Source organism: Kineococcus sp. DHX-1 (assembly GCF_042473625.1).
Classification (GTDB): domain Bacteria; phylum Actinomycetota; class Actinomycetes; order Actinomycetales; family Kineococcaceae; genus Kineococcus.
On the sequence record NZ_CP170445.1, the window covers coordinates 682,210 to 708,198 of the forward strand.

General features: G+C 72.1%; 30 protein-coding genes and 1 tRNA gene. 16 read left to right on the top strand and 15 right to left on the bottom strand.

Features of this window, described 5'->3' with window-relative positions:
* The first annotated feature begins 18 nt into the window (after positions 1–18).
* A complete protein-coding gene (locus ACFEMC_RS03335; protein ID WP_380173600.1) occupies positions 19–966 on the top strand; it encodes a matrixin family metalloprotease in 948 nt (315 codons plus the stop codon).
* Positions 967–976: 10 nt separating this feature from the next.
* Here the strand turns inward: ACFEMC_RS03335 and ACFEMC_RS03340 are convergent, their stop codons facing one another.
* Positions 977–1,786 carry an IclR family transcriptional regulator gene (locus ACFEMC_RS03340; protein WP_380173603.1) on the bottom strand — a complete coding sequence of 270 codons (810 nt, stop codon included), beginning with the start codon at positions 1,784–1,786 and terminating at the stop codon, positions 977–979.
* 29 nt (positions 1,787–1,815) lie between these two features.
* Positions 1,816–2,742, bottom strand: coding sequence for an exopolyphosphatase (locus tag ACFEMC_RS03345; protein WP_380173605.1), 927 nt, complete (start codon positions 2,740–2,742; stop codon positions 1,816–1,818).
* A gap of 164 nt (positions 2,743–2,906) precedes the next feature.
* Here ACFEMC_RS03345 and ACFEMC_RS03350 point away from each other — a divergent pair, with 164 nt between their 5' ends.
* From ACFEMC_RS03350 to ACFEMC_RS03365, 4 genes are read left to right on the top strand one after another with little or no spacing between them, the layout of a single operon-like run.
* On the top strand, positions 2,907–3,248 hold the full coding sequence (locus ACFEMC_RS03350) for an L-rhamnose mutarotase (RefSeq protein ID WP_380173607.1): 342 nt from the start codon (positions 2,907–2,909) through the stop codon (positions 3,246–3,248).
* Positions 3,249–3,276: 28 nt separating this feature from the next.
* Positions 3,277–4,593: an MFS transporter gene (locus ACFEMC_RS03355; protein WP_380173609.1), complete on the top strand. Its 1,317-nt coding sequence runs from the start codon at positions 3,277–3,279 to the stop codon at positions 4,591–4,593.
* A 31-nt stretch (positions 4,594–4,624) separates the two neighbouring features.
* A complete protein-coding gene (locus tag ACFEMC_RS03360) occupies positions 4,625–5,629 on the top strand; it encodes a LacI family DNA-binding transcriptional regulator (RefSeq protein ID WP_380173612.1) in 1,005 nt (334 codons plus the stop codon).
* Between the two features lie 36 nt (positions 5,630–5,665).
* Positions 5,666–6,088, top strand: coding sequence for a Dabb family protein (locus ACFEMC_RS03365; RefSeq protein ID WP_380173614.1), 423 nt, complete (start codon positions 5,666–5,668; stop codon positions 6,086–6,088).
* 17 nt (positions 6,089–6,105) lie between these two features.
* Here ACFEMC_RS03365 and ACFEMC_RS03370 read toward each other — a convergent pair whose 3' ends face one another.
* The 5 genes from ACFEMC_RS03370 to ACFEMC_RS03390 form a co-directional block, all read right to left on the bottom strand.
* Positions 6,106–6,681, bottom strand: a complete 576-nt coding sequence (locus ACFEMC_RS03370; RefSeq protein ID WP_380173616.1) for a helix-turn-helix domain-containing protein — start codon at positions 6,679–6,681, stop codon at positions 6,106–6,108.
* Entirely contained in the window at positions 6,678–7,859 is a 1,182-nt protein-coding gene (locus ACFEMC_RS03375; RefSeq protein WP_380173618.1) for an MFS transporter, read from the bottom strand. Before ACFEMC_RS03375 ends, ACFEMC_RS03370 begins: the two co-directional genes overlap by 4 nt.
* Positions 7,856–8,527, bottom strand: coding sequence for a cysteine hydrolase family protein (locus tag ACFEMC_RS03380; protein ID WP_380176568.1), 672 nt, complete (start codon positions 8,525–8,527; stop codon positions 7,856–7,858). The genes ACFEMC_RS03375 and ACFEMC_RS03380 overlap by 4 nt, the downstream gene beginning before the upstream one ends.
* A gap of 74 nt (positions 8,528–8,601) precedes the next feature.
* Complete coding sequence (locus ACFEMC_RS03385) at positions 8,602–9,987, bottom strand: uracil-xanthine permease family protein (protein ID WP_380173620.1); 1,386 nt, start codon at positions 9,985–9,987, stop codon at positions 8,602–8,604.
* A complete protein-coding gene (locus tag ACFEMC_RS03390; RefSeq protein ID WP_380173621.1) occupies positions 9,984–10,232 on the bottom strand; it encodes a hypothetical protein in 249 nt (82 codons plus the stop codon). Before ACFEMC_RS03390 ends, ACFEMC_RS03385 begins: the two co-directional genes overlap by 4 nt.
* Before the next feature lie 550 nt (positions 10,233–10,782).
* On the opposite strand from ACFEMC_RS03390, the gene nrdH reads away from it, so the two are divergent.
* From nrdH to ACFEMC_RS03420, 6 genes are all read left to right on the top strand, one after another.
* Positions 10,783–11,022 (top strand): glutaredoxin-like protein NrdH, encoded by a 240-nt coding sequence (gene nrdH, locus ACFEMC_RS03395; RefSeq protein WP_367640331.1) that lies wholly within the window; start codon positions 10,783–10,785, stop codon positions 11,020–11,022.
* 22 nt (positions 11,023–11,044) lie between these two features.
* Positions 11,045–11,443 carry a class Ib ribonucleoside-diphosphate reductase assembly flavoprotein NrdI gene (gene nrdI, locus ACFEMC_RS03400; RefSeq protein ID WP_367640330.1) on the top strand — a complete coding sequence of 133 codons (399 nt, stop codon included), beginning with the start codon at positions 11,045–11,047 and terminating at the stop codon, positions 11,441–11,443.
* A 74-nt stretch (positions 11,444–11,517) separates the two neighbouring features.
* On the top strand, positions 11,518–13,599 hold the full coding sequence (gene nrdE, locus ACFEMC_RS03405) for a class 1b ribonucleoside-diphosphate reductase subunit alpha (RefSeq protein WP_380176570.1): 2,082 nt from the start codon (positions 11,518–11,520) through the stop codon (positions 13,597–13,599).
* A gap of 32 nt (positions 13,600–13,631) precedes the next feature.
* On the top strand, positions 13,632–14,603 hold the full coding sequence (gene nrdF, locus ACFEMC_RS03410) for a class 1b ribonucleoside-diphosphate reductase subunit beta (RefSeq protein ID WP_380173623.1): 972 nt from the start codon (positions 13,632–13,634) through the stop codon (positions 14,601–14,603).
* 70 nt (positions 14,604–14,673) lie between these two features.
* Positions 14,674–15,429: an SDR family NAD(P)-dependent oxidoreductase gene (locus ACFEMC_RS03415; RefSeq protein ID WP_380173625.1), complete on the top strand. Its 756-nt coding sequence runs from the start codon at positions 14,674–14,676 to the stop codon at positions 15,427–15,429.
* A gap of 96 nt (positions 15,430–15,525) precedes the next feature.
* Positions 15,526–16,542 (top strand): ABC transporter substrate-binding protein, encoded by a 1,017-nt coding sequence (locus tag ACFEMC_RS03420; protein ID WP_380173627.1) that lies wholly within the window; start codon positions 15,526–15,528, stop codon positions 16,540–16,542.
* Positions 16,543–16,561: 19 nt separating this feature from the next.
* On the opposite strand, the gene ACFEMC_RS03425 is transcribed toward ACFEMC_RS03420, so the two are convergent.
* A complete protein-coding gene (locus ACFEMC_RS03425) occupies positions 16,562–17,683 on the bottom strand; it encodes an NAD(P)/FAD-dependent oxidoreductase (protein WP_380173629.1) in 1,122 nt (373 codons plus the stop codon).
* A gap of 147 nt (positions 17,684–17,830) precedes the next feature.
* Here ACFEMC_RS03425 and ACFEMC_RS03430 point away from each other — a divergent pair, with 147 nt between their 5' ends.
* On the top strand, positions 17,831–18,553 hold the full coding sequence (locus ACFEMC_RS03430; protein WP_380173631.1) for a GAF and ANTAR domain-containing protein: 723 nt from the start codon (positions 17,831–17,833) through the stop codon (positions 18,551–18,553).
* Between the two features lie 4 nt (positions 18,554–18,557).
* Here the strand turns inward: ACFEMC_RS03430 and ACFEMC_RS03435 are convergent, their stop codons facing one another.
* Together ACFEMC_RS03435 and ACFEMC_RS03440 are read right to left on the bottom strand one after the other, a co-directional pair.
* On the bottom strand, positions 18,558–19,196 hold the full coding sequence (locus ACFEMC_RS03435; RefSeq protein ID WP_380173633.1) for a trimeric intracellular cation channel family protein: 639 nt from the start codon (positions 19,194–19,196) through the stop codon (positions 18,558–18,560).
* Between the two features lie 55 nt (positions 19,197–19,251).
* Complete coding sequence (locus tag ACFEMC_RS03440; protein WP_380173635.1) at positions 19,252–19,998, bottom strand: methyltransferase domain-containing protein; 747 nt, start codon at positions 19,996–19,998, stop codon at positions 19,252–19,254.
* A 217-nt stretch (positions 19,999–20,215) separates the two neighbouring features.
* Between ACFEMC_RS03440 and ACFEMC_RS03445 the strand changes: the two genes are divergently transcribed.
* Positions 20,216–20,288, top strand: a tRNA-Lys gene (locus ACFEMC_RS03445).
* 198 nt (positions 20,289–20,486) lie between these two features.
* On the opposite strand, the gene ACFEMC_RS03450 is transcribed toward ACFEMC_RS03445, so the two are convergent.
* Positions 20,487–21,911, bottom strand: a complete 1,425-nt coding sequence (locus ACFEMC_RS03450) for an FAD-dependent oxidoreductase (protein WP_380173637.1) — start codon at positions 21,909–21,911, stop codon at positions 20,487–20,489.
* 11 nt (positions 21,912–21,922) lie between these two features.
* Positions 21,923–23,059: an ACR3 family arsenite efflux transporter gene (gene arsB / locus ACFEMC_RS03455; protein WP_380173639.1), complete on the bottom strand. Its 1,137-nt coding sequence runs from the start codon at positions 23,057–23,059 to the stop codon at positions 21,923–21,925.
* A gap of 101 nt (positions 23,060–23,160) precedes the next feature.
* Here arsB and ACFEMC_RS03460 point away from each other — a divergent pair, with 101 nt between their 5' ends.
* The 3 genes from ACFEMC_RS03460 to ACFEMC_RS03470 are packed head-to-tail and all read left to right on the top strand — an operon-like array spanning position 23,161 to position 24,561.
* Positions 23,161–23,529, top strand: coding sequence for an ArsR/SmtB family transcription factor (locus ACFEMC_RS03460; RefSeq protein ID WP_380173641.1), 369 nt, complete (start codon positions 23,161–23,163; stop codon positions 23,527–23,529).
* 8 nt (positions 23,530–23,537) lie between these two features.
* The gene (locus tag ACFEMC_RS03465; RefSeq protein WP_380173643.1) at positions 23,538–24,104 is read left to right on the top strand and encodes a GNAT family N-acetyltransferase; all 567 of its coding nucleotides are present in this window, start codon (positions 23,538–23,540) and stop codon (positions 24,102–24,104) included.
* Between the two features lie 49 nt (positions 24,105–24,153).
* The gene (locus tag ACFEMC_RS03470) at positions 24,154–24,561 is read left to right on the top strand and encodes a low molecular weight phosphatase family protein (RefSeq protein WP_380173645.1); all 408 of its coding nucleotides are present in this window, start codon (positions 24,154–24,156) and stop codon (positions 24,559–24,561) included.
* 103 nt (positions 24,562–24,664) lie between these two features.
* Here the strand turns inward: ACFEMC_RS03470 and ACFEMC_RS03475 are convergent, their stop codons facing one another.
* From ACFEMC_RS03475 to ACFEMC_RS03485, 3 genes are read right to left on the bottom strand one after another with little or no spacing between them, the layout of a single operon-like run.
* Positions 24,665–25,054 (bottom strand): VOC family protein, encoded by a 390-nt coding sequence (locus ACFEMC_RS03475; protein ID WP_380173647.1) that lies wholly within the window; start codon positions 25,052–25,054, stop codon positions 24,665–24,667.
* Positions 25,051–25,362: an ArsR/SmtB family transcription factor gene (locus tag ACFEMC_RS03480; RefSeq protein WP_380173649.1), complete on the bottom strand. Its 312-nt coding sequence runs from the start codon at positions 25,360–25,362 to the stop codon at positions 25,051–25,053. The genes ACFEMC_RS03475 and ACFEMC_RS03480 overlap by 4 nt, the downstream gene beginning before the upstream one ends.
* Positions 25,363–25,372: 10 nt before the next feature.
* Positions 25,373–25,948, bottom strand: a complete 576-nt coding sequence (locus ACFEMC_RS03485) for a TetR family transcriptional regulator (RefSeq protein ID WP_380173651.1) — start codon at positions 25,946–25,948, stop codon at positions 25,373–25,375.
* Positions 25,949–25,989 lie beyond the last annotated feature (41 nt).

Below are 25,989 nucleotides of genomic sequence, written 5' to 3' on the forward strand. Positions count from 1 at the left end.
CCGGGTGATGCTGGTGGGGTGCCGCCGATCGACCCGCTCCACCCGCCCGAGCGCCGCGACCTCCCCGACGTCCCCCGGTCCCCGACCGGCCGCGTCCCGCAGTGGGTCCTCGACGAGGCGACCGGGCGAACCGTCGCCGACACCAGCTGGCGCAGCGCTCCCACCGCCCGCCCCCGTCGCCGCGGTCGCCGTCCGCTCGTGCTGGGCGCCGCGGCGGCCGCGGTCCTCGTCCTCGCCGTCGGGGCCGGTGCCCTGGGGGACGTGACGTCCACCGCGGGCGCGACGGCGGGGACCACCGCCGCGTTCCCGGTCGCGCAGGACGGGCAGGACGCCCCGCTCGGCACCCCCGCCCCGGTCGCCGTCGGCAGCGATCACTGGAAACCCCTGACCACCGACGCCCACGGCCAGCCCGTCCGCTGGGACCCGTGCCGGCCCGTGCACTTCGTCGTCAACCCCACGGGTATGCCCGAGGGTGGGCGCACCGTGCTGGAGGCGGCCGTCGCGCGCGTCAGCCGTGCCACGGGGCTGCACTTCGTCGACGACGGCGAGACCGACGACACCGACCGCACCTCGCCCGTGCAGGAGGGGTGGTTACGGTCGTCCTGGGCGCCCGTCCTCGTGCGCTGGAACCTGCCCGCCGAGCACGCGGAGGAACCGGAGGGGGAGTCCCGCGTCCTGGGCCGCGCCGGCCCGATCACCGTCACCACCCCCGCCGGGCGCACCGTGGACGTCTCCGGCACCGTCGGTCTCACGGTGGACGGCGCCTCGTTGGACCCGTCGCGCCCGGCGGAGGCCGCTCTCCTGGAGGCGGTCTGGCTGCACGAGTTCGCCCACCTCGTCGGGCTCGACCACGTCAACGACCCCGGACAGATCATGAATCCGTCGATGTCTGGTGTGACCGACTACGCCGCAGGCGATCTCACAGGTCTCGCAACCCTGGGTACGGGACCCTGCCTGGGGACGTGAGCCCCCGGGTTCAGCGGATGCCGGCTTCCCGCAGGTCGGTAGCCAGCCGGCCCGCGGCCCGCACGAGCACCCCGGCGACGCGCTCGACCTCGGCGTCGGTGGCCAGGTCGGCGGGCAGGCTGCAGCTCAACGCGTCCGTGGCCGGGATGCGGTACTCCACCCGCACGCCGACGCAGACGGTGCCGGGCAGGTTCTGCCCGCGTTCGACCGCCCAGCCGCGGCGCCGCACCTCGTCGAGTTCGGCGTCCAGGGAGGGGCGGTCGGGCACCGTGTCCGGGGTCAGCGGCGGCAGGTCGGCCCCCGGCAGCAGCGCGTCGAGTTCGCCGGCGGACCGTTCGGCCAGCAGGGCCTTGCCGAGGGCGGTGGCGTACGCCGGCAGGAAACGTCCCACGCGCGAGTGGGCGCGGTGCGCGTCCGGCGCCTCCCGCGTCGCGAGGTACACGACGTTCCCCGTGGGGTCCAGGCGGGCGACGTGCGTGGTGCAGCGGGTCTCGTCCCGGACGGCCTCGACCGCGGCCAGCGCGAACGGCAGCGCGGGGTCCCGGTCGAGGTAGGCGGTGCCCGTCAGGAGCGCCTGGGACCCGATCCCGTACCCACCCGTGGGGCCGGCCGGGGGTTCGATCCACCGCAGGTCCACGAGCGTGCGCAGCAGCGCGTGCAGGCTGGACCGCGGGTAGCCCGTGCGCTCCTGCAGCTGCGCGACCGACAGGACGTACGGCGGCTGGGCCAGCGCCTGCAGGATGCGCACGGTGCGTTCGGCCGACTTGACCGGGCCGCGCCCGGGTTCGCCGTCCGCGCCGTTCTCCTCGTGCTCGCCCACGCCCCACCTCCGGGGACGGAGTCTAGGAGTCAGCGCGTCCGGAGCTTGCCGACGAGTTCGCCCAGCACCCGCTCGGAGTCCTCGTGCGGCACCTGGCAGGTCCCCGCGGCGAGGTGGCCGCCGCCGCCGTACTCCAGGCAGACGCCGCCGACGTCGACGGGGGAGGTGCGGTCCACGATCGACTTGCCGATCGCGAACACGGTGTTGAGCTTGGCGCGGCCCCACATGACGTGCATCGAGACGCGGGCCTGCGGGAAGAGCGCGTAGACGAAGAACCGGTTCCCCGCGTGGATCGTCTCCTCCTCGCGCAGGTCCAGGACCGCGACGTCCCCGTGCAGGGTGGTGACGCGCTCGAGCTGGGCCTTGAACAGCCCCGCCTGGGCCTGGAACAGCTCGACCCGCTCCGCCACGTCGGGCAGGGCGAGGATCTCCTCGACGTCCTGGTAGTCGATGCAGGCGTCGATGAGCTGCATCATCAGCTGGTAGTTCGAGATGCGGAAGTCGCGGAACCGGCCGAGGCCGGTGCGCGAGTCCATGAGGAAGTTCAGCAGCGTCCAGCCGGTCGGCTCGAGGATCTCCGAGACGTCGTACTGGGCCGAGTCGGCCTGGTCGACGGCGCGCATCAGCTCGTCGGAGATCTTCGGGAACCGGTCGGCGCCGCCGAAGTGGTCGTACACGACGCGCGCCGCGGACGGGGCGTCGGCGTCGATGACGTGGTTGGTCGCGCCGGCGTTGCGCAACGTCTCGGAGTGGTGGTGGTCGAAGACGAGGTGCGCGCGCGGGTCGTAGGGCAGGTTCGTGAGGATGTCCCGGCCCGTCACCTCCACGACGCCGTCCTGCACGTCCTTGGGGTGCACGAAGGTGATCTCGTCGACGAGGTCGAGCTGGCGCAGCAGGACGGCGCAGACGAGTCCGTCGAAGTCGCTGCGGGTCACGAGACGGTAGGTGTCGCTCACACCCGGCTCATCGGCGGCCACGGGCCCACTCTTGATCGGTCCGGAGGACTTGTCGCCCGGACGGGTGTCGCGGGCTCCCTTGACGGCGCCCGGACGCGGCGACCAGACTGCCGGACGCAGCTTTGAATCGTGTCAGAGCGGGTCGACGAGGACCGGAGGACGTCGTGGTGGATCGGGCCTGCTTCCTGCTGCACCTGCGCCCGGAGCTCGTCGAGGAGTACCTGCAGGTCCACGAGCAGGTGTGGCCGGAGGTGCTGGACGCCCTGCGGCGCACGGGCTGGCGCAACTACTCGCTCTTCCTGCGGGCGCAGGACGGCCTCGTCGTCGGCTACTGCGAGACCGACGACTTCGAGGCGACCACCGCCGCGATGGACGCTGAGGAGGTCTCGGCGCGCTGGGAGGCGACCATGTCGCGCTACTTCCTGCCGCCCCCGACAGGAACACCCGCGCAGGACGGCGGGGAGCGGGCACGCGACCGGCTCGTGGAGTACTTCCACCTGGACTGAAGCGCAGGACGGACGAGAGGGGCGGGCGATGGCGCTCGGGGCCAGGCGGACGACGGGCTGGAAGGCGACGGTCGCCGTCGCGATGTCGAACTACATCGAGGCGGGCTCGATCATCGCGATCGCGGTGAGCCTGACGAACTGGCAGGACCGGTTCGGCGTCTCCGACACCGCCGTGGGGCTGCTCGCAGCGTTGTCCGCGAACGCCTTCGGGGCGGCGGTCGGGGCGGCGCTCGGTGGTCCGCTCTGCGACCGCCTGGGCCGCAAGTTCATCTACACCTACGACCTCGTGCTGTACATGGTCGGCGTGCTGCTCGCGACGTTCGCCGTCAGCTACTCGATGCTGCTCGTGGCGTTCGTGCTGACGGGCATCGCCGTCGGGGCCGGTGTCCCGGCGTCCTGGACGTACATCGCCGAGGAGGCCCCGGCCGACCAGCGGGCGCGGCGCGTGGGTACGGCGCAGCTGGCGTGGTCGCTCGGACCCGTCGTGGGTTTCGCGCTCGCGGTGGCCCTGGGCGGTCTGGGTCTGCTGGGGAACCGGCTGATCTTCGCGCACCTGTTCGTCGTCGCCGCCGTCACCTGGTGGGTGCGGCAGGGGTTGCCGGAGTCGGCCATCTGGAAGGACGACCGTGCCGCGACCGCTGCGGGGAGTCGTCCGGGTGGTCTGCGGGGGTTGTTCTCCCGGCGTGCGAACCTCACGGCCCTGCTGTTCCTCTTCGGCGTCTACGCGTTCTGGAACACCGTCGCCGGGCAGGCCGGGATCTTCATGCCCCGCGTCTACGAGGCGGCCGGGGTGCAGAGCGCGACCGAGCAGAACCTGCTGCAGGTCCTGGTGTGGGCGTGCACGTGCCTCGCGACGGTGCTGGGCTTCATGCGCTACGGCGATCGCGTCAGCCGGCGTCTGCTGTACGCACTGGGGGCAGTCCTGGGCATCGCCGCCTGGGCGCTGCTCGTCTTCGCCGACGGGACGCTGCCCACGCTGCTGGGCTACGCCCTCCTGTGGGGTCTGGGCGCCGGGATCGGGGCGCAGGCGTTCTACAGCGTGTGGACGTCGGAGTTGTTCGCGACGCCGAACCGCGCGAGCGCGCAGGGCGTCCTGTTCTTCGCGGCCCGGTGCGCCGTCGGGGTGCTCAGCTACTGGTTCCCCAGCCTGCTGCGCCAGCAGGGCGTCCCGTTCGTCGGCACGCTGATGATCGCGCTGCTCGTCGTCGCGGCCGTCGTCGGGACGGTGTTCGCGCCGCGCACCCAGGGCAGGTCCCTGCAGCAGATCGAGCGGGAACGGTACGGCGAGGTCGTCGACCTGCCGGCCGACGGCGCGGGCGCGACCACCGACTCGGCCCGGCGCTGAGCCCCGCACCGCGGTCTGGGACATTCAGGGCATGGCCACGGTCAAGGAGGTCGCGCAGCGCGCGGGGGTGTCCCTGGGGACGGTGAGCAACGTGCTCAACCGGCCCGAGGTGGTCTCCGAGGCGCTGCGGACCCGGGTCCAGGACGCCATCGCCGAGCTGGGCTTCGTCCGCAACGAGTCCGCGCGGCAGCTGCGGGCCGGCGTCAGCCGGACCATCGCGATGGTCGTCCTCGACGTCGCGAACCCCTTCTTCACCGACGTCATCGCGGGGGCGGAGGAACTCGCCGAACGCCACGACGCGCTCGTCGTCATGTGCAACAGCGCCAACTCGGCCGACCGGGAGGCCCGGCACCTGCGGCGCCTGGACCAGCAGCGCGTCCTGGGTGTCCTGCTCACCCCCGTCCACGACGCGCCGAGCTCCGCGCTCACGGAGGTGCGCGAGCACGGCACACCCGTCGTGCTCGTCGACCGGGGCGCTGCAGGTGCCACCGCCCAGGCCTCGGTCGCGGTCGACGACGTCCTGGGGGGCCGGCTCGCGGGGGAGCACCTCGTGGGGGCCGGGCACCGGGCCCTCGCCTACGTGGGGGTGGCCGCGCCGCTGCGGCAGGTGCAGGACCGCCTGCGCGGCGTGCGCGAGGCCGTCGGCGCGGCGGGTTCGGTCCAGGTCGTCGACGCCACCGCGATGTCCGTCCGGGCGGGGTCGCAGGCCGCCGCGCAGATCCTCGCCGGCCCGGAGCAGGACCGCCCGACGGCAGTGTTCTGCGCCAACGACCTGCTGGCCCTCGGAGTGCTCAACGAGTGCGTCCGCCGCGGGGTCCGGGTCCCGGACGAACTGGCCGTCGTCGGCTACGACGACATCGGGTTCGCGGCGACGGCCACCGTCCCGCTGACGTCGGTGCGCCAGCCGCGCGAACTCCTGGGCCGCACGGCGGTCGAACTGCTCCTGGCCCAGGTGGAGGGGCGACCGGCCCAGCAGATCGTCTTCGAGCCGGAACTCGTGGTGCGCCGTTCGACGGGTCGACGCCCCCACCCCTGACCGGTCCCCGCGCCCCACCCGTGGCACAGTGCGGGAATGTCGAACCCCTTGTCCGGACTGCTCGCCGACGTGGGCGTGCAGGAGTTCACCGCCCGCGACTTCCGCCCCGGTGTGGTCCGCCACGTCGTGCTGTTCCGCTACCGCGACGAGGTGACCCCGGCGCAGAAGGAGGAGGTGCTGCAGCGCTTCCGGGCGCTCGCGACGAGCCCGCGGCCGGACGGCCGGCCCTACGTCGTCTCGATCGAGGCCGGGACCCAGACGAGCGGCGAGGGCGCCAGCGGAGGGTTCGAGCACGGCATCGTCGTGACCTTCGCCTCCGAGGGCGACCGGAACTTCTACGTCGGCACGCCCGTCGTCGACGACCCGGCCCACCTCGACCCCGAGCACGCGCGGTTCAAGGAGTTCGTGGGTCCGCTGCTGGCCGACGGTGGGGTGCTCGTGTTCGACGTCGTGGGGTGAGGCTCTCGCGGCGCCGGTCAGCGCGTGCGGCGGGTGTTGACCCAGACCGCCGTGGCGGTCCGATCTCCCTCGTTGCGGATCTGGTGCCGCTGGTCCGTCGGGTAGTGGACCGCGTCCCCGGCCTGCAGGACGTGCTCCTCCTCCCCCAGCTGCACGACGAGCCGCCCCTGGAGCACCACGCCGTACTCGTGGCCCGGGTGCTGGGAGGGGCGGGCCGCGTGCGCCGAGGCGGGCGGGTACTCGTCCACGTAGAGCTCGAACTGCTCCTCGACGAGGTCGAGAGCCAGCCGGCGACGCGACCCGCCGTCGGTGATCAGTCGCTGCTGGTCGGCGCGACGCACGACGGGTTCGGCGTTCTCGTCGGAGGAGAACAACGCGGTGAGGCTGATGTCGAGCGCGCTCGCCACGGCGTACAGCGTCGCCACCGAGGGACTGGTCTGACCGCGCTCCACCGTGCTGAGCAGGGAGACGCTCAGCCCGCAGCGGCCGGCGAGTTCGGCCAGGGTCAGCCCGCGCTCGCGGCGGATGCTCCGGATGCGCGACCCCATCCCGCGCAGGACGTCGTCGAGCGGCGCGGTCTCGGTCAGGCTCATGGCTCCACTCTGCCCCACGCCGATCGGGGTCGGGCGACCGCGAGGGTGACGACGACCAGCAGCACGAGGGAGAAACCCGCCAGGGCCGGGACCGTGCCGAGGTGGTCGACGGCCAGACCCAAGCCCAGGACGGGGACGGACAGTCCCGTGTAGGCCCAGCGCAGCACGACCGCGCTGGTCCGGCGCCGGTCTGCGGGCGTCGCGGCGCGCAGCGCGTCCGTCAACGCGACGCGGAACAGGGTGCCGGCGCCGAGCCCCGCGAGCGCCGAGGCGACGACGAACACCGCGAGGTCGGCGGTCGCGACGGCGGTGAGCAGTCCGAGCAGTCCCGTCCCGACGGCGACCGCTCCGGCGCTCGGGCGCAGCCGCACCACGGCGCCGACGGCGCCTGCGGCGAAGGGGACGCTCGCGCAGCACCCCAGCAGCAGGGTCGACGGGGCCGCCACCACCGAGTGCAGCAGCGTCGGCGTGAGGGCGCCGAAGACCCCTGTCGTGGCGAAGGCCGCCAGGGCCGTCCAGCGCAGGTGGCGGGCGACGTCCCTGTGCACGGGATCCCCGGGCGCCGAAGGGTCGCCTCCCGCCGGGCCGGCACCCCCGCACAGCAGCAGTCCCGTGGTGACGAGCACCGCGGCGACGGCGACGAGGAGGAACGTCGCCGGCACCGACCAGTGCGCGGCTCCCGTGAGCGCACCGGCGGTGAGGGGCCCGGCGGCCAGGCCGAGCATGCTCAGGCCGGGCGCCAGGGTGGTCCAGGCGCGGCGTTCGGCGGGTGGCAGGTCGGCCGCGGCCGAGAGCACCACGGCCGTGGCCACGGCGGCACCGGTCCCCGCGCCGACACCGGACAGGAGACGGGCCGCCGCGAACGTCGCGAGCGGACCGTCGGCGGCGAGCGCGAGGGCCGCGGCCGCCGCGGTCGCGCCGGCGGCGGCGACCATCCGGCGGTCGGGGCGAGCCCCCCGACGTTCGACGAGCAGCAGCCCGCCGACGGCGCCGACGGCGAAGGCCGCGAAGATCCCGGTGATGCCGAAGGGGCCGAGCCCCAGGGTGCGTTCGTACCGGGGGTAGAGGGGGGTGGGCAGCGTGGACAGCGCCATCGCGACGAGCACGGTGGCGGCGGGCAGGACGGTCCGTGCGCGGGCGAGGACCGGGGTGGGGCGGACGTTCGTGAGAGAGCTCATGGGGTCGGCTGGTGCACCTTCGCCGTCCACAGGGCCAGCAGGTCGGCGGCGTCGGTGACGAGGCCGAGGTGCAGCGAGACCATCGCCAGCGCAGCACGTTCGAGTTCCTCGTCGGTGCCGCGGACGAGGTCGGCGGGGACCACCACCCGGTAGCCGAGGTTCGAGGCGTCGAAGGCGGAGTTCAGCACGCAGCAGTCGGCCATGATGCCGTCGAGCACGACGGTGCGGACGCCCAGCTGCCGCAGCAGGAAGTCGAGGTCGGTGGGGTAGAAGGCCGACAGCCTCTTCTTGCCGGTCACGATCTCGTCTCCGGGTTCGACCGCCGTGACGAAGCGCGTCCACCGGCTCCCGGCGAGCGCGTGTCCCTCGGCGCCGGGGATGGGGCCCACGTGCTGCGGGAACGTGGTGCGCCACGCGCTGTCCGACCGTCCCCGCACGTCGTCGACACCGGAGGCGCGCAGTTCGGAGCGGACGTGGACCACGGGGATGCCGAGGGCGCGGGCCCGGGCGTGGAACGCGTCGACCGCGTCGACGATCTCGCGGCCGCGGGGCGCCGGGCACGGGCAGTCGGCGTCCTGCGACAGGTGGCCCTCGTGCATGTCGATGGACACGATCGCGGTCGGGCCGGTGAACCAGTCCGCGTAGGGGCCGTCGAGATGCAGGGGCAGGGTGCGGCCGTGGACCCGGTGCGTGGGTTCCGGGACCGGACCGTCCAAGGTGGTGCTCACGGGGTTTCTCGCTCTCAGGGGGCGGGGACGGCTTCGAGGGTGACGACCGGCTGCGGCGCAGCTGCCCGGCGTTCCAGGACGGGCCGGACGAGACCGTTGACCGTCCCGTGCAGCACGAGGAGCAGGACGACGCCCACCATCATGGGGCTGACGAGGATGCCCGCGATGTCCTCCGGCAGCAGCGCGAGGACTTCGGGGGAGAGGAACTGCGACCCGAGCGCCACGATGAACGACGTCCCGGCGACGGCGAGGTTGAGTTCGTCCCACTCGACCCGGCGCAGCGTCTGGATCCCGCTGGCGGCGATGATGCCGAACAACACGGTCGACGCCGCGGACAGGACGACCGGCGAGAGGCCGGCGATGAACAGGCTCACCTGGGGCAGGAACGCGAGGACGAGGGCGAAACCCCCGGCCGTCATCGTGACGAAGCGGCTGCCGATCCGGGTGACGCGGATGATGCCGGCGTTCTCCGGGTAGGAGGTGGTGCCGATCCCGCCGAACGCGGCGCCGACGACCGACCCCAGGAACTCGGCGAACAGGCCGCGGTTGACGCGGGCGACGTCCATCCGCTGTCCGCCCCATCCGGAGACGAGGCTGTACATGCCCATGGCCTCACCGCCGGCTTGCAGGAAGGCGAGGAGCATGAGGACGACCACGGGCCACTGCACGCCGAAACCGAACGGCATGAACGCGGGCGGGCCGACGAGGTGCGCACCCGACAGGTCCGGCACCGACCACAACCCCGTGGCGCCGGCCAGGACGGAGCCGACGACGATGCCCCAGACGATCGCGCCGCGCTTCACCAGCGTCGACCCGCCGAAGACCATGCACACGACCACGGTCCCGACGGTGGCGGCCGCGACCCAGAAGCTGTGCCACCCGAACCCTGGGGTCCCGGCGGTCCCGAACCAGTGCGGCAGACCGATCGAGGCGAGCTGGGCGCCGATGATGACGAAGAGGGTGCCGAACACGAGGGGGTGCGCCGCCAGGCGGGTGAGGTGACCGAAGACCCCGATGCGGCCTGCAGGGATGGTCAGGAGCAGGAACACCGCCCCGGCCACCATCATCGACCCGAAGGCGACGCCGAGGCCGTACGACGCCCCGGCCGTGATGAGCGCCGCCATGAAGGCCGCCGTGGGGCCCTGGACGATGGGCAGGCGCAACAGGCGGGTCGACTGCAGGACGGTGACGAGGCCGGTCATGAAGAAGCACGCCTGCACGATGTGGCTCACCTGGCCCTGCCCCAGCGACAGGGCCGCCCCGATGACGACGGGGAAGATCCAGATGCCGGTGAGGGCGAGCAGGTGCTGCAGGCCGTAGAGGGCGGTCCGCGGGGCGGACACGCGGTCGTCGAAACCGACGTCCAGCACGCGGTCGGTCGTGGGGGGATTTTCGATCACGGCGGAAAAGTTACGACCAGGGTGTTGCTGTGGCGTACCCGTCCCGTTACGACGGCGTTACGCGGTCGCGCATCGCTGCGATCGGGACCGTGGGCGAGGAACCGCTCGGCGAAGGATGCTCGACGGTCGTCGATTCCGCGCCCGTCGGGGCCGGTGAGGTGCGTCAGGACACCGGTGAGCACCAGGTCCCCGCCGTCGACGTCCTGCTCCGCGTCGAGCACGCCACCGCCGCCGACCGGTCGCACGTCACGCTGGTGCGGCCAGGAGGGCCGGGACGGGGCCGCACTGCGCGAGGAAGCGGCGCCGGGCGGCGCGGGGCCGGAGGTCGCCGTCGGGCTGCACGTTCCGTGCGGTTGCGGCACCCTTCCGCTGCCGGACGCTGCCGCTCGCGTCCCCCGAGATGTAGTGGCGGGATGACGCCCGGACCCCCAGGTGTTGTGGAAGAAGGTGTGGATCGGAGGGGGACGACGTGGGGACAGCTGTGGAGGACACGCCGAGCCTGCACGACACGCCGACCACTCTGCGTGGCCGGTTGATCACCTCGGGTGTCACGCGGATGGGGGTGCGGACGGTGTCGTCGCAGGTCAGCGGCTTGCGCTCCGTGCGCGTCGGGCCGCCGCCGTCCGGCCGCGAATCACATCGGTGTCACACACCATCTTGTGCCGGTTTTCCACATGGCCCCCTAGGGGTAGTGTTCAGAGCACCGCAGCAGGACGGGACGTCGGGACGGGGAACCGCTCAGGCCCTCGACGCGACACCGGCACCACAGGCAGACCCGAGGGAAGGGACGACCCGATGAGCATCACCGTCTACAGCACGCCGTCCTGCGTGCAGTGCAAGGCGACCTACCGCGCGCTCGACCGCAAGGGTCTGGCCTACGACGTCGTCGACGTGACCGTCGACGCCGACGCCCTCGCGCTGGTCCGCTCGCTCGGCTACGTCCAGGCCCCCGTCGTCGTCGCCGGCGAGGACCACTGGTCGGGCTTTCGCCCCGACCGCATCGACGCGCTGGCCAAGGCCGCCGTCTCCGTCTGACCCGTTCCACCAGGGGGTTCCCGTGAGTCCCGGCGTCGTCTACTTCTCGAGCGTCTCCGGCAACACCCACCGCTTCGTGGACAAGCTCCAGCTCGACCGCCCCGCCCTGCGCATCCCGCTCCACGCCCGGGACGAGCACCTCACCGTGACCGAGCCGTACGTCCTCATCGTCCCGACGTACGGCGGCGGCAACGGGGCGGGCGCGGTCCCCAAGCAGGTGATCCGCTTCCTCAACGACCCGGCCAACCGCGCGCTCGTGCGCGGGGTCGTCGGGGCCGGCAACACCAACTTCGGTGAGCACTACGCGCTGGCCGGCGACATCATCGCCGCCAAGTGCCAGGTGCCCCACCTGTACCGCTTCGAACTCTTCGGGACGCCCGACGACGTGCGCCGCGTCCGCGATGGATTGGACTCGCTGTGACCCTCACCTCCGACGCCCCCGGGCTCGCCACCGTCCCGGCCCAGGGCTCGCCGAGCTACCACACGCTCAACGCGATGCTCAACCTCTGGGACGACGAGGGGAAGATCCAGTTCGGGGCCGACGTCGAGGCCGCGCGGCAGTACTTCCTGCAGCACGTCATCCCGCGCACGCGCCGCTTCGAGAGCTTCGAGGCCCGGCTGCAGCACATGGTCGAGGAGGGCTACTACGAGCAGCACGTCCTCGACCAGTACTCCCCGGAGTTCGTCCGGACGCTGACCGACCGCGCGCACGGCGCGAAGTTCCGCTTCGCGACGTTCCTGGGGGCCTTCAAGTTCTACACGAGCTACGCGCTCAAGAGCTTCGACGGCAAGGAGTACCTCGAGAACTTCGAGGACCGCGCCGTCATGACGGCCCTCACCCTGGCGGTGGGGGACGAGGCGCTGGCGACGGCCATCGTCGACGAGGTCATCGCCGGCCGGTTCCAGCCGGCCACGCCGACGTTCCTCAACGCGGGCAAGGGGTCGCGCGGCGAGCTCGTCTCGTGCTTCCTGCTGCGCATCGAGGACGACATGGAGTCCATCGGCCGCGGCATCAACTCCGCCCTGCAGCTGTCCAAGCGCGGCGGCGGCGTCGCCCTCCTGCTGAGCAACATCCGCGAGTACGGCGCGCCGATCAAGAAGATCCAGAACCAGTCCTCCGGCGTCATCCCCGTGATGAAGCTCCTCGAGGACTCCTTCTCCTACGCCAACCAGCTCGGGGCCCGCCAGGGCGCCGGCGCGGTGTACCTGTCGGCGCACCACCCGGACATCCTGCGCTTCCTGGACACCAAGCGGGAGAACGCGGACGAGAAGATCCGCATCAAGACCCTCAGCCTGGGCGTCGTCGTCCCGGACATCACCTTCGAGCTCGCCAAGAACAACGAGCCGATGCACCTGTTCTCCCCGTACGACGTGGAGCGCGTGTACGGCAAGCCGTTCGGCGACGTCGCGGTGTCCGAGCACTACCGCGAGATGGTGGCCGACGACCGGATCCGCAAGACGCAGATCTCGGCCCGGGAGTTCTTCCAGACCCTCGCCGAGCTGCAGTTCGAATCGGGATACCCCTACATCGTCTTCGAGGACACGGTGAACCGGGCCAACCCCATCGCCGGGCGCATCAACATGTCGAACCTGTGCTCGGAGATCCTGCAGGTCAACACCCCGAGCCACCTCGCCGAGGACCTCACCTACGCCGAGGTCGGCAAGGACATCTCCTGCAACCTCGGCTCGCTCAACATCGCCCTGGCGATGGACGGCGGGAACCTCGGGCAGAGCGTCGAGACCGCGATCCGCGCCCTGACCGCCGTGTCGGTGGCCAGCGACATCCAGTCCGTCCCCTCGGTGGCGCACGGGAACTCCCGGTCGCACGCCATCGGCCTGGGGCAGATGAACCTGCACGGCTACCTCGCCCGCGAGCGGGTGCACTACGGCAGCCCCGAGAGCATCGACTTCACGAACGTCTACTTCGCGGCGGTCCTGTTCCACGCCCTGCGGGCGAGCAACAAGATCGCGATCGAGCGCGGCGAGACCTTCGAGGGCTTCGAGAACTCCAAGTACGCCGACGGGACCTTCTTCGACACGTACCTCACCGAGGACTTCCTCCCGACGACGCCGCGCGTGGCCGAGCTCTTCGCCCAGGCCGGTGTCGCCCTGCCCACCCGTGAGGACTGGGCCGGGCTGAAGGCGTCGGTCGTCGAGCACGGGATCTTCAACCAGAACCTGCAGGCGGTCCCGCCGACGGGGTCGATCAGCTACATCAACAACTCGACCTCCTCGATCCACCCGATCGCCTCCAAGATCGAGATCCGCAAGGAGGGCAAGCTCGGTCGCGTCTACTACCCGGCGCCGTTCATGACGAACGACAACCTGGAGTACTACGAAGACGCGTACGACATCGGCCCGGAGAAGATCATCGACGTCTACGCCGCCGCGACGCGGCACGTCGACCAGGGGATGTCGCTGACCCTGTTCTTCAAGGACACCGCCACGACGCGGGACATCAACCGCGCGCAGATCTACGCGTGGCGCAAGGGCATCAAGACGATCTACTACATCCGCATCCGGCAGATGGCCCTCGAGGGCACCGAGGTCGAGGGCTGCGTCAGCTGCATGCTCTGAGCAGCGGCGGACGGGGGGGAGAAGAGGGAACCGTGGAGAAGTTGAAGCTCATCGACCGCGTGAACGCGATCAACTGGAACCGTCTGCAGGACGAGAAGGACCTGGAGATCTGGAACCGGCTCACCAGCAACTTCTGGCTGCCGGAGAAGGTCCCGCTGTCCAACGACGTGCAGTCGTGGCAGAACCTCAGCCCGGAGGAGCGCACGCTCACGCTGCGCGTGTTCACCGGTCTGACGCTGCTGGACACCATCCAGGGCACCGTGGGGGCGGTCTCGCTCATCCCCGACGCGCTGACCCAGCACGAGGAGGCCGTCTACACGAACATCGCGTTCATGGAGTCGGTGCACGCCCGCAGCTACTCCTCGATCTTCTCCACCCTCGCCACCACGCGCGAGATCGACGAGGCCTTCGGCTGGTCGGAGCAGAACGAGGCGCTGCAGCGCAAGGCGTCCATCGTGTTGGAGTACTACCACGGTGACGACCCGCTGAAGCGGAAGGTCGCCTCCACCCTGCTGGAGTCCTTCCTCTTCTACTCCGGGTTCTTCCTGCCGATGCACTTCTCCTCGCGGGCGCAGCTGACGAACACCGCCGACCTCATCCGGTTGATCATCCGCGACGAGGCCGTGCACGGGTACTACATCGGCTACAAGTTCCAGCGGGGTCTCGAGCTCGTCGACCAGGCCAAGCGCGACGAGATCAAGGACTACGCGTTCGAGCTGCTGTACGAGCTGTACGACAACGAGTGCAAGTACACGGCCGACCTCTACGACAACGTGGGGCTGACCGAGGACGTCAAGACGTTCCTGCACTACAACGCGAACAAGGCGCTCATGAACCTCGGCTACGAGGGCATGTTCCCCGCGGACATGACGAAGGTCGACCCGTCGATCCTGTCGGCGCTGTCGCCCAACGCGGACGAGAACCACGACTTCTTCTCGGGGTCGGGCTCCAGCTACGTCATCGGCAAGGCCGTGGCCACCGAGGACGAGGACTGGGACTTCTGAGCCTCCCGCCCCGCCCGTGCCGATCGGTCAACCGGTTGACACAGGCGGGGCGCACCCCGACGATCGGGGCGTGACCGACCGCCTGCAGGGCAAGACGATCCTCGTGACGGGTGCCGCTTCAGGGATCGGCCGCACCGTCGCGACCGCCTTCGCCGCCGAGGGCGCGCGCGTCGTGTTCAGCGACCGGGACGCCGCCGGCGCCGAGGCGGCGGCGGCCCACGCCGGCGGCGGGGCCGTCGGCGTGCACCTCGACGTCACCGACGAGGAGTCCGTCGCCCGCGCGTTCGCGGCGGTCGCCGACCACGGCTGGCGGCTCGACGTCGTCGTCGCCAACGCCGGGGTGCAGCTGTTCGGGCAGGACGCCCCCGTCGCCGACCTCGACCTCGACGTCTGGCAGCGGACCCTCGCGGTGAACCTCACCGGCACGTTCCTGACGCTCAAGCACGCCGTCCGCGCCCTGTCCGACCGCGGCGGGTCCATCGTCGTCACCGGCTCGCCCACCGGGCTGAACGGCGAGGGCCGTGACTTCACGGCGTACTCCAGCAGCAAGGCCGGGGTGCACGGCCTCGCGCGCACCGTGGCGGCCGCGTACGCCGACCGCGGGATCCGGGTGAACACCGTCGTGCCCGGGTACACCGAGACGCCGCTCGTGACGACCATCTCGCAGGACGCCGCCTCCCGCGCCGCCATCGTCGGCCGCACGCCGCTGGGGCGGCCTGGGACACCGCAGGACGTCGTCGGCGTCATGGTCCACCTCGCCAGCGACGAGTCGTCCTTCTCGACCGGCGCGATCTTCCGCGTGGACGGCGGGATGACCAGCCTGTGACCGGCGGCGGGACCGAAGCCCGCGCACCTTCGGCGGCGTGCGACGCTGCGAGTGGGGCGTGGCACCGGAACGACCGAGGTGAGGCTACCTACGCATGTGCACCGTCGATCCCTCCTCGCCGCCCTCGGCGCCTCCGGCGTCCTGACGACCCTCGCCGCCTGCGGCGGGGGTGACGAGCCCGCCACCGGCGGGTCCTCCAGCAGCCCGTCCACGAGCGGTGGGGGAGCCTTCCCCGTCACCGTCACCCACAAGTTCGGCAGCACGGTCGTGGAGTCCGCCCCCACCCGCGTCGTCACGGTCGGCTACAACGAGGAGGACTTCGTCCTCGCGCTCGGGGTCACCCCCGTCGGCAGCCGCACGCCCCTCGGAGCCTTCGACGCCACGAAGCGCCCGTGGGCGGTCGACCTGCTGCCCGCCGGCGGGATCCCCTCGGTCGGCCAGGCCGAGCTGAACTTCGAGGAGATCGCGGCGCTGCGGCCCGACCTGATCATCGGCGCCTACGCGTACCTGCAGCAGGCCGACTACGACAAGCTCACGCAGATCGCCCCGACGATCGGGGACGTCCTCCCCGCGGGGCAGCCCGCCGACACCGAGGCCGCGGCGACCTGGCAGGAGGAGCTCGCCGCGATCGGTTCCGCGCTCGGCAAGGAGACCGAGGCAAGCTCCCTGACGGACGACGTCGAGGCGAAGTTCACCGCCGCCGTCGACGCGAACCCGTCCTTCAAGGGCAAGACGATCAGCGTCGTCCTCTACAACCAGGGGTACTACGCCCTCGACGCCACCGACCCGCGGGGGAACTTCTTCCTCCAGCTCGGCTTCTCGGCGAACCCGCTGTCCGGCAGCGTCAGCGAGGAGCAGGTCGTCCAGCTCGACACCGACGTGCTCGTCGTCCTCGGTCAGTCGAAGGCCGAGTTCGCGCAGAACCCCGCCGCGGCCGGGCTCGCCGCGGTCACCGAGAACCGCACCGTCTACGTCCCGACGTTCGCCTCGGACTTCGCCGGCGCCCTGGGCTACTCCAGCCCGATCTCGCTGCCCTACGCCCTCGAGCAGGCCGTTCCCGCGCTGGCGGCGGCCGCCGACGGGAACCCGTCGACGGTGCCCGCCGACCTCTGAACCCCTGACGCGCGGGGCGTCAGCAGCCGAAGCGGCCGGGCCCGAACGGTGCGGCCAACGGGTGCGGGCGCCCCGTCGTGACCTCGTGGGTCAGCAGTTCCCCGACGAGCAGGCCCAGCGTGGCCCCGGAGTGGGTGAACGCCACGAGGCAGCCGGGGACCGCCGACAGGCCGCCGAGGACGGGTTCGCCGTCGGCCGGGACGGGTTTGCGTCCCGCGCGCACGGTCCGTGCCCGCAGCAGCGTCCCGTCCAGCACCGCGGTCGCCTCGCCGAGCAGTTCCGTCACGACCGTCTCCGGCAGGTCCCCGGACCCGTCGGGGTGCTCCTCGACGTCGTCGAGGTACCAGTCGTGGTCGACGGCGAAACCCCCGGAGGGTGTGCGGCGCAACGCCGCCCGCGGGGTGTTGAGCACGACGCGGACGGGGGAGTCCACGGGCTCGGTCTCCACCAGGCCGCTCAGCGGCGACGCGTCCGGCAGGTCGACCCCGAGCTCGCGCAGCACGCCCGGGGTCTGCGGCCCGCACGCCACCACGACCGCGTCCGCCCGCACCGTCTGGCCGTCGGCCGTCCGCACCCCGCGGGCCCGACCGTCCTCGACCACGACCGAACCGGCGCCCGTCCCGGTGCGCAGCAGGCCCCCCGCGGCCGTGAACTCCTCCGCGAGGTGCGCGACGAGGTGCGGCAGCGACACCCATCCCTCTCCCGGGTTCGACAGCGCGGCGCGCGGGGCGGCGACCCCCGGGAACCGCGCCCGGACCTCGTCGGGCGTCAGCAGGTGGCTGTCGTACCCGACGTCGACCTGCGCCCGGTGCCGGTCGCGCGCCTCGTCCTGGTCCTGGTCAGGGTCCTCGGCCCCCGGCCACCAGACCCCGCCGTCGAACCGCAACCAGTCCCGGCCGGGGTCCTGCGCGAACAGCGTCCGGTACCGGTCGACGGCGACCGTGCGCAGCCGGTGGTAGGCGTCGGAGAACGCGCCGGCGGAGTTCAGCCACGACAGCGACCGGCCGGACGCGCCGTCGGCCAGGGCGCCCCGCGTGAGCAGCGCCGTGCGGACGCCCGCCCGCTGCAGGTGGACGGCGGTGGAGACGCCGAGGACGCCCCCACCCAGGACGACGACGGACCGGACGGCGGGGCTGGGCACGGTCCGACGCTAGCCGCCGGTCCGCCCTGTGCGTCGCCTGGGTCGGGCATCGGCCATGATGGGGGCGCACGTGCAGCCCAGGGCGTGTCATCGGAGTGGACCGGGGACGACCGGTCGGCGCGGAGCCGACCTCAGGAGGGCTCGGGCGTGGACGTGCGCGCCGACGCGGTGGCTGCCGCCGTCAACGACATCGCTGCTGTGCTCGCCGAGCACGGCGAACCGCTCGACCTCGCGCACCGCCTCGTGCGGCACTGCGCCGACCTGCTGTCCGCCTCCGCGGTCGGGCTCCTCGTGGAGGACGCCCGCCGGGAACTGCAGCTGCTGGCCGCGACGCCGAGCGCGACGCGGGAGGTGGAACTCCTGCAGCTCCAGCTGGAACAGGGGCCGTGCCTGGACGCCTACCGCACCGGCAGCGTCGTCTCCGTCGCCACGGCCGACGAGCTCGCCGCCCGTTGGCCGCAGTTCGCCACCCGGGCGGCGGCCCTCGGGATCGTCGCCGTGCACACCGTCCCCGTCCACAGCGGTGGCCGCACGATCGGTGCGCTGAACCTGTTCCGCGACCACGAGGGTGCGTACTCGAGCGTCGAGTCCGACGTGGCGCGCGCGATGGCGTCCTTCGGTGCGGTGGGCATCACCCAGCTCGAGCACGTGGCCGAGGGGGCACGGGTGCAGGCGCAGCTGCAGGAGGCCCTCGACAGCCGGATCGTCCTGGAGCAGGCCAAGGGTGCTCTGGCGCAACGGTTCCGGGTGCACCCCGACGACGCGTTCCAGCGGTTGCGGGCGCAGGCGCGGACCGAGCGCCGCCGGCTCCGCGACGTGGCGCAGGAGGTCGTCGACGAACTCGTCCGTCCCGCGCCCGTCGAGGGCTGACGGGTCAGTCGAGGTCCTCGGGGGTGGCGAGCGTCGCGCGCGGCGCCTTCCAGCCCCGCAGGGCGCCGCCGGTCCGGACCGCCGCGCACAGCACCCCGCCCGAGAACGCCGCGATCCCGGCCGGAACCCCCAGCAGCGGGCCGACCACCGCGACGACCGCGCCGAGCAGCGCGGGTACCGCGTACAGGCCGCCCGTGAGGATGCTCGGGACCTTGCGCACCAGCACGTCCCGCAGGGTTCCGCCGCCCACCGCCGTGAGCCCGCCCAGGAGGATCGCCTGGCCGGCGCCCGCACCCGCGTCGACCGCGAGCTGGGCGCCCGTCACGGCGAACAGGGACAACCCGACGGTGTCGAAGACGAAGATGGGCCGGGACATCCGCGACAGCAGCCGGTGCCCCCAGAACGCGACGAGCGCACCGCCCGTCGCGATCGCGAGGTAGTACCAGACGCGGAACGTCGCGGGCGGCAGTTCCCCGAGCAGCACGTCGCGCATGATGCCGCCGCCCACGGCCGTCACGATCCCCAGCGCGACCACCCCGAACAGGTCGAGGTGGGTGGACCGCATCGCCGTCAGTGCCCCGTCGAGGGCGAAGGCGAACACCCCCACGAGTTCGAGCAGGAGCAGGAATCCTTGAGCGGTCACCCGCCCGATTCTGCCGCCACCAGGCGGGGTGCCGCTGTCGTGCCGCCGCTGCGGCTCACCCGGTGAGGCGGGCCAGGAGGCTGTAGGAGTTCGGCAGCCGCCCGTCCCACGCCGCGGCCTCGACGTCTCCCGGCTTCCAGAAGGGTTCGGGGTGCTCGCGCAGCACCTCGACGCGCAGCCCCGCCCCCGCCACCGCGGTGACGACCGCGCCCAGCGTGTGCTGCCGCTCGACCGCGCCGTGGGCGGGGAAGGTGTCGTTGACGTGGGAGTCGGCGAAGTAGCTGCGGTCGTCGCGGACCCGCGTGGTCCGCGCGTCGAGGTCGTAGAGCGGGACCACGGGGTGCGCCTCGTGGACGAAGAGGTGGCCGCCCGGCCGCAGCACCCGCGCCGCCTCCCGTGCCCACGCGTCGAGGTCGGCGACCCAGACCACCGCGCCCTTGCCGGTGTAGACGAGGTCCACGGAGGCGTCGGGGACGGGGAACGGCGGGACGTCGGCCTGCAGGTACCGGATCGGCACGTCGAGGGCGTCGGCCCGGTGCTGCGCCGACGTCACCGCGCGCTCGTCGTAGTCGAGCCCCGTGACCGTGGCCGCGCCGGCGTGGAGGAGGGCGTGGTCGTCGACCCCGTTGCCGCTCATGGGGTGCAGGACCTCGGGGCGCCGCTCGAGCAGGGCGCTGAGGAGGTCCAGCTCGTGGGGGAAGAGGGTGGCGGCGCGGGCCTGCTCCAGGAAGTCGTCGTGCTCGCGGACGTACTTCTCGCCCGCCCGCCCCCAGGCCTCGCGCGTGCGCTCGTGGTCGTCCACCGCGTGATCCTGTCGTGGGGGAGCGTGGTGGGGCCAGGGCTTTCCTGCGCGCCCCACCGGGACACCCACCGGTGTCACCACGTGGAGTCACCCGTGGGTGTCCCGCCGACGTCGTCCAGGCGACGTGATCGGGACACCCACGGCTCACTCCACGGGGTGAGGCGGTCGGGCGGGGGCGCCGCCTGGTCTGCGATGATGTCGACGGGCCTCCGGGTCCGGGCCTCTAGCTCAATCGGCAGAGCAGCGGACTTTTAATCCGCGGGTTCAGGGTTCGATCCCCTGGGGGCCCACCTCTCCCGACCTGCGCAGGACCACCGGTCAGCCGCGCGCGCCCGGGCGGCGCCGCCCGGCGACCCTGGCGCACCAACGGGTTCCAGCACCTCCCCGACGACGAGGTCCACCACCGTGCGACCCCCGCCGCTGGCGAGCGTCTGCAGGCTGGTGGAAGGTCCTCCTGAACTCGAGAGGGCTGGACAAGCGCTGTGACGTCAAACAGGCGCGTCCCGCTCGCCGGCACGACCGTGGAGGAAACCGGTGGGGAACCCGACGGGCACCGGCTGAGGTGTCGCCGGTCCCGCGCAGCGCTCGGCGCTCGCGGACTCGTCGACGTCCAGGGAGCCGCCTGCCGAGAAGACTGGCGGCGCCGAGGAGCACACTCCCGTCTCGGGCAGGTCGAGCTGCACGTCGGCGGCAGCAGCGGCGTCCCCTGCCAGGGCGGCGGCGATCGAGCGCACCTGTTCGTGGCCGGTGGCCAGCAGGAAGGTCGGCGCACGTCCGTAGGACTTCATCCCGGCGATGAAGAAGCCCGTGTCCGGGTGGGCCAACACGTCCGCGCCGTGCGCTGGGACGGTTCCGCAGGAGTGGAACTCCGGGTCGATGAGCGGGGCCAGGCGGCGGGGGGCTTCGACGCCGGGATCCAGGTCGAGACGCACTTCGCGCAGCATCGCCAGGTCGGGTCGGAACCCCGTGGCGTTCACCACGACGTCCACGGGCAGCCGGCGATCCCCGGTCGGTGACGAGGTCGCGACAGCTACCGCGTCACCGGACGTCTCCAGTGCGGTGATCGTCACCTCGGTCAGCACCTCGATGTGGCCGGCCTCGACGGCGGCCCGCATCCGCGAGCCCAGAGCACCGCGGGCGGGAAGGCCGTCGCGGTCACCACCACCGAACGTGCGGTCGACCGACGCGCCACGGACGGCCCAGGTGATGACGGTGCCGGGCTCCTGCTCGGCCAGGGCGACGAGGTCCAGCAGCGTGTTCGTCGCGGAGTGCCCGGCCCCGACGACCAGCACCCGACGACCGGCGAAACGTGCGCGGTCCGCGCCGAGGACGTCGGGCAGGGGACCGCTGAGGTGGTCGCCGGCCTCCCGCTCCCCGATCGCCGGCAATCCCGCGGCGCCCAGGGGGTTCGACTGGTTCCACGTCCCGGAGGCGTCGATGACCGCCCGCGCCCGGTGGTCGACGACCGCGCCGCCGGCGACCTGCGTCCGGACGAGGAACGGTCGGTCGCTGCGCTCGTGCTGGTGCGTCTTGTCCATCCCGACCCGGCTGACGGCGATGACGCGTTCACCGGTCCGGATGCGCGGTGCCAGCGCCGGGACGGCCGCCAGGGGGGCGAGGTACTGCGCGACGAGGGTTCCCCCAGTCGGCAGTCCCGTCGGCTCCGGGCTCGTCCAGCCGGTCGGTTCCAGCAGACGCACCGCCGCGGCGTCGAGTTCGAACTGCCACGGGGAGAAGAGCCGGACGTGCGACCAGGCCCGCACCGCGGACCCGACGTCGTCCCCGGCCTCCAGCACCAGCGGTTCGAGTCCCCGTTCCAGGAGGTGCGCCGCAGCGGCCAGGCCGACCGGCCCGGCACCGATCACGATGACCGGCAGTCCACTGCGGTCGACGGTGGCGGTGGGAGTGGACACGGCTGTCCCTTTCAGGGGAGAGGTCGACGACGGGACGCGACGGCGGCGCTCGCGGGCACCGTGGGGTCACCGGGGAAGAAGCGGCGCCCGGCCCACAGCGCCACGTAGACCAGTGCGACGAGGACGGGCACCTCGATCAGCGGACCGACGACGCCGGCCAGGGCCTGCCCGGAGGTCACGCCGAAGGTGCCGATGGCCACCGCGATGGCCAGCTCGAAGTTGTTGCCGGTGGCGGTGAAGGACAACGTCGACGTCTTGGCGTAGCTCAGGCCGATCGCGCGACCGAGCACGAAGGAGCCCGCGAACATGATCGCGAAGTAGGCCAGCAGGGGCAGGGCGATGCGGGCGACGTCGCCGGGCCGGGAGGTGATCGCCTCCCCCTGCAGGGCGAAGAGCATCACGATGGTGAACAGCAGCCCGTACAGCGCGACGGGGCCGATCTTCGGCAGGAAGCGGCCTTCGTACCAGGCGCGTCCCCTGGCTCGCTCGCCCAGCGTGCGGGTCAGGAAGCCGGCGAGCAGGGGGATGCCCAGGAAGACGAGCACCGAGACGACGATGGCGCCGACGGAGAAGTCCGCGCTGGTGGTGGGCAGGCCCAGCCGGCCGGGCAGGACCTGCAGGTAGAACCACCCGAGGGCGGCGAAGGCGAGGACCTGGAAGACCGAGTTGAGGGCGACCAGGACGGCGGCGGCCTCCCGGTCACCGCAGGACAAGTCGTTCCAGATCAACACCATGGCGATGCAGCGGGCCAGACCGACGATGACCAGCCCCGTGCGGTACTCCGGCTGGTCCGGCAGCAGCAGCCAGGCCAGGGCGAACATCAGCGCGGGGCCGACGAGCCAGTTCAGGACCAGGGAGCTGACCATGAGCCGGCGGTCGGCGGCGATTTGCCCCGTCTCGGAGTAGCGGACCTTCGCCAGCACCGGGTACATCATCAACAGCAGGCCCACGCCGATGGGCACGCTGACCGAGCCGACCTCGACCGCGCTGAGAGCGTCGTCGAGGCCGGGGACGAGTCGGCCCAGCAGCAGTCCGAGGGCCATGGCCGCGATGATCCAGACCGGCAGGAAGCGGTCCAGCACCGACAGCCGGGCCAGGACCGGGCCATCGGCGCCGGCCCGGGGTCCTTCCGCGACGACGTCGCTCACGAGCAGATCCCTCCATCGATCGACATCGATGTGACCCTGGCAGCAGGCATCGACGCCTGTCAATATCGACAGGTTTCGATCTCTACGGCACCATGAGGCTCATGGCCACGCCAACCATTTCGGAACCCGTCGCCTGCTGCGCCCCGCTGGCCCGTGAACCCCTCACCGCCGAGGCCGCCACCACCCTCGCGCGCACCATGAAGGCGCTCGCGGACCCCGCCCGCCTGCGCCTGCTGTCCCTGGTCGCCTCCCACGAGGGCGGCGAAGCCTGCGTCTGCGACCTCACCGAGCCGCTGGGCCTGAGCCAGCCCACCGTCTCGCACCACCTGAAGGTCCTGGTCGATGCGGGCCTGCTCACCCGTGACAAGAGGGGCGTCTGGGCCTACTACACCTTGGTCACCGAGGCGATGAACGCTGTCGCAGCCGTCCTGACCGCACCGTCCGGCCGCGCCGGCGCCTCCACCTGCTGACCACCGCCATGACCAGACCGCCGTCGCAGCCCTGGGACCCGCACGACATCGCCGTCCTTCCCCTCACCGAGCCGGATTGGCCCGAGGTCCGCACCGTCTACGCCGCGGGCATCGCCACCGGTCACGCGACCTTCGAGGCCGACCCGCCAGCCACCTGGACCGCGTTCGACACCGGCAAGCACCCCGACCACCGACTCATCGCCCGTGACGGGAGCGGCACCCTGCTCGGCTGGGCTGCGGTCACACCCACCTCGCGCCGCCCGGTCTACGCCGGAGTCGTCGAGCACTCCATCTACATCGCCCCCAGCGCTCGCGGGCGCGGCATCGGGCGGCGACTGCTCGACGAGCTGGTCACCTCCACCGAGGGCAGCGGCATCTGGACCATCCAGTCCTCCCTGTTCCCCGAGAACCTCGCCAGCGTCGCCCTCCACCGAGCAGCCGGCTTCCGCGAGGTCGGTCGCCGGGAGCGCATCGCCCTCATGACCTACGGCCCGCTCACCGGGGAGTGGCGCGACACCCTCCTCATCGAGCGCCGCAGCCCCGTCGCGGGTACCGCAGCCTCGTCAGCTCGCTGACACCTGCGCCGTCCCGTTCCCGGATCCGTCACCGTCCCAGGAGATCGCCGTGCCCAAACCCACCATCCTCTTCGTGTGCGTGAAGAACGGCGGCAAGTCGCAGATGGCCGCCGGCCTCATGCGTCAGGCCGCCGGGGATGCCGTCACCGTCGACTCCGCTGGCACCCAGGCCGGCGTCGAGCTCAACGCCCTGTCCGTCGAGAGCCTGGCCGAAGCCGGCGTGGACATCAGCGCCGAGCGTCCGAAGCAGTTGACCGACGACCTCGTCCGCGCCGCCGACCTGGTCGTCGTGCTCGGCGGCGAGGCGAAGGTCGAGCCCGTCGACGGCACCCCCGTCGAGGTCTGGGAGACCGACGAGCCGTCCCTGCGCGGCATCGAGGGCATGGAGCGGATGCGACTCGTCCGCGACGACATCGCAGCTCGGGTCCGGAGCCTGGTGGAACGCTCGTCGTCGTGAAGTGGGATCGTGCTCGCCTGCATCAGCCGTCGATCCCTGGCTGACGGACTGGTCGGACACCCCAGATCCCCTGGGGCCCACCCTTGCGCAACCGTCCCCGACCTCAGCCGGCGAACTGCGCCAGCTGCACCAGGTTGCCGACGGTGTCGTCCAGGACCGCGGTGATGACCGGCCCCATCGCCACCGGCGGCTGGGTGAAGACGACCCCGGCGGCCTCGAGGCGTGCGTGCTCGACCGCCACGTCGTCGACGCCCAGGACGAGGTAGGGGATGCCGTCGGCGGCCAGGGCCGAGGTGAACGGTGGCACGGCGGGATGGGCCTTGGGTTCCAAGGACAGCTGGGTTCCCTCCGGCTGCCGGGGGTCGACCACCGTGAGCCAGCGGTGTTCCCCCAGGGGGACGTCCGCGGCGACGGCGAAGCCGAGCGGGCCGGTGTAGAACTCCAGGGCGCGCTGCTGGTCGTCCACGAAGATGCTGACGGTCTGGAGCTTCATCGCACGTCCTCCGGGAGGGGCCAACGGTCGGTGATGACCGCCAGTGGTGTGGTGTCGATCGTGTGCACCTTCTGGCGGCCCCGGCGTTCGCTGCGGACCAGGCCGGCGGACTCGAGGGCGGCGAGGTGCTGGGACACCGCCTGTCGGGTTGAGGTGATGGCGTGGTGCATCGCCAGTCGGGAACAGAGTTCGAACAGGGTCTGCTCGTCGCGCTGCAGCAGTTCGTCGAGCAGGAGGCGGCGCGTGTTGTCGGCCAAGGCCTGGTAGACGTCCACTGCGCTCCATGATGCGCAAGTACGGACTTGCATGTCAAGGGTTTCAGGGCGCGGGAGTCAAGGCGCGCTGGACCGTGAGGCGCAGTGCCTCGCGACGCCGGTCGTGGTCGACCTCGTCGTCGGTCGCCGCCGCCGTGAACGTTCCGCTCACCGGGGACCAGGTCCCGGCCAGGGCGATGACCAGCGAGTACACATCAGCGGGGTGCAGCTCCGGGACGACGCGCCCGGCTGCCTGGGCGGCGACGATCGCGTCGAGCTTCGGCTGCGCGAGGTGCCGGTGGTCGCGCAGGAGGTCGCCGGTGGGGCGCCGCTCGAGCCGGTTGCAGCTGGTGAGCCGGATGAGTTCGGGTTCGCGCAGGTAGGAGTCGTAGAGCCGCACGGCGTATCCGGGAAGGTCGTCGGCGTCGAAGGGGACGGCGTCGACGATGTGCTGCAACTGGTCGTCGAAGACGGCGTCGAACAAGCCGTCCTTGGAGCCGTGCCAGGAGTACATCTGCTGCTTGTTCACCCCGGACGCCGCAGCGATGCGGTCGACCCGGGCCCCCGCGAAGCCGTGGGCGGCGAACTCCACCGCGGCCGCGTCGAGCAGTCGTCGCCGGCTGGCCTTTCCGTCTCGCACGCCACCAGGGTAGCGGGTAACCAACTAGTTGGTTACGGTGG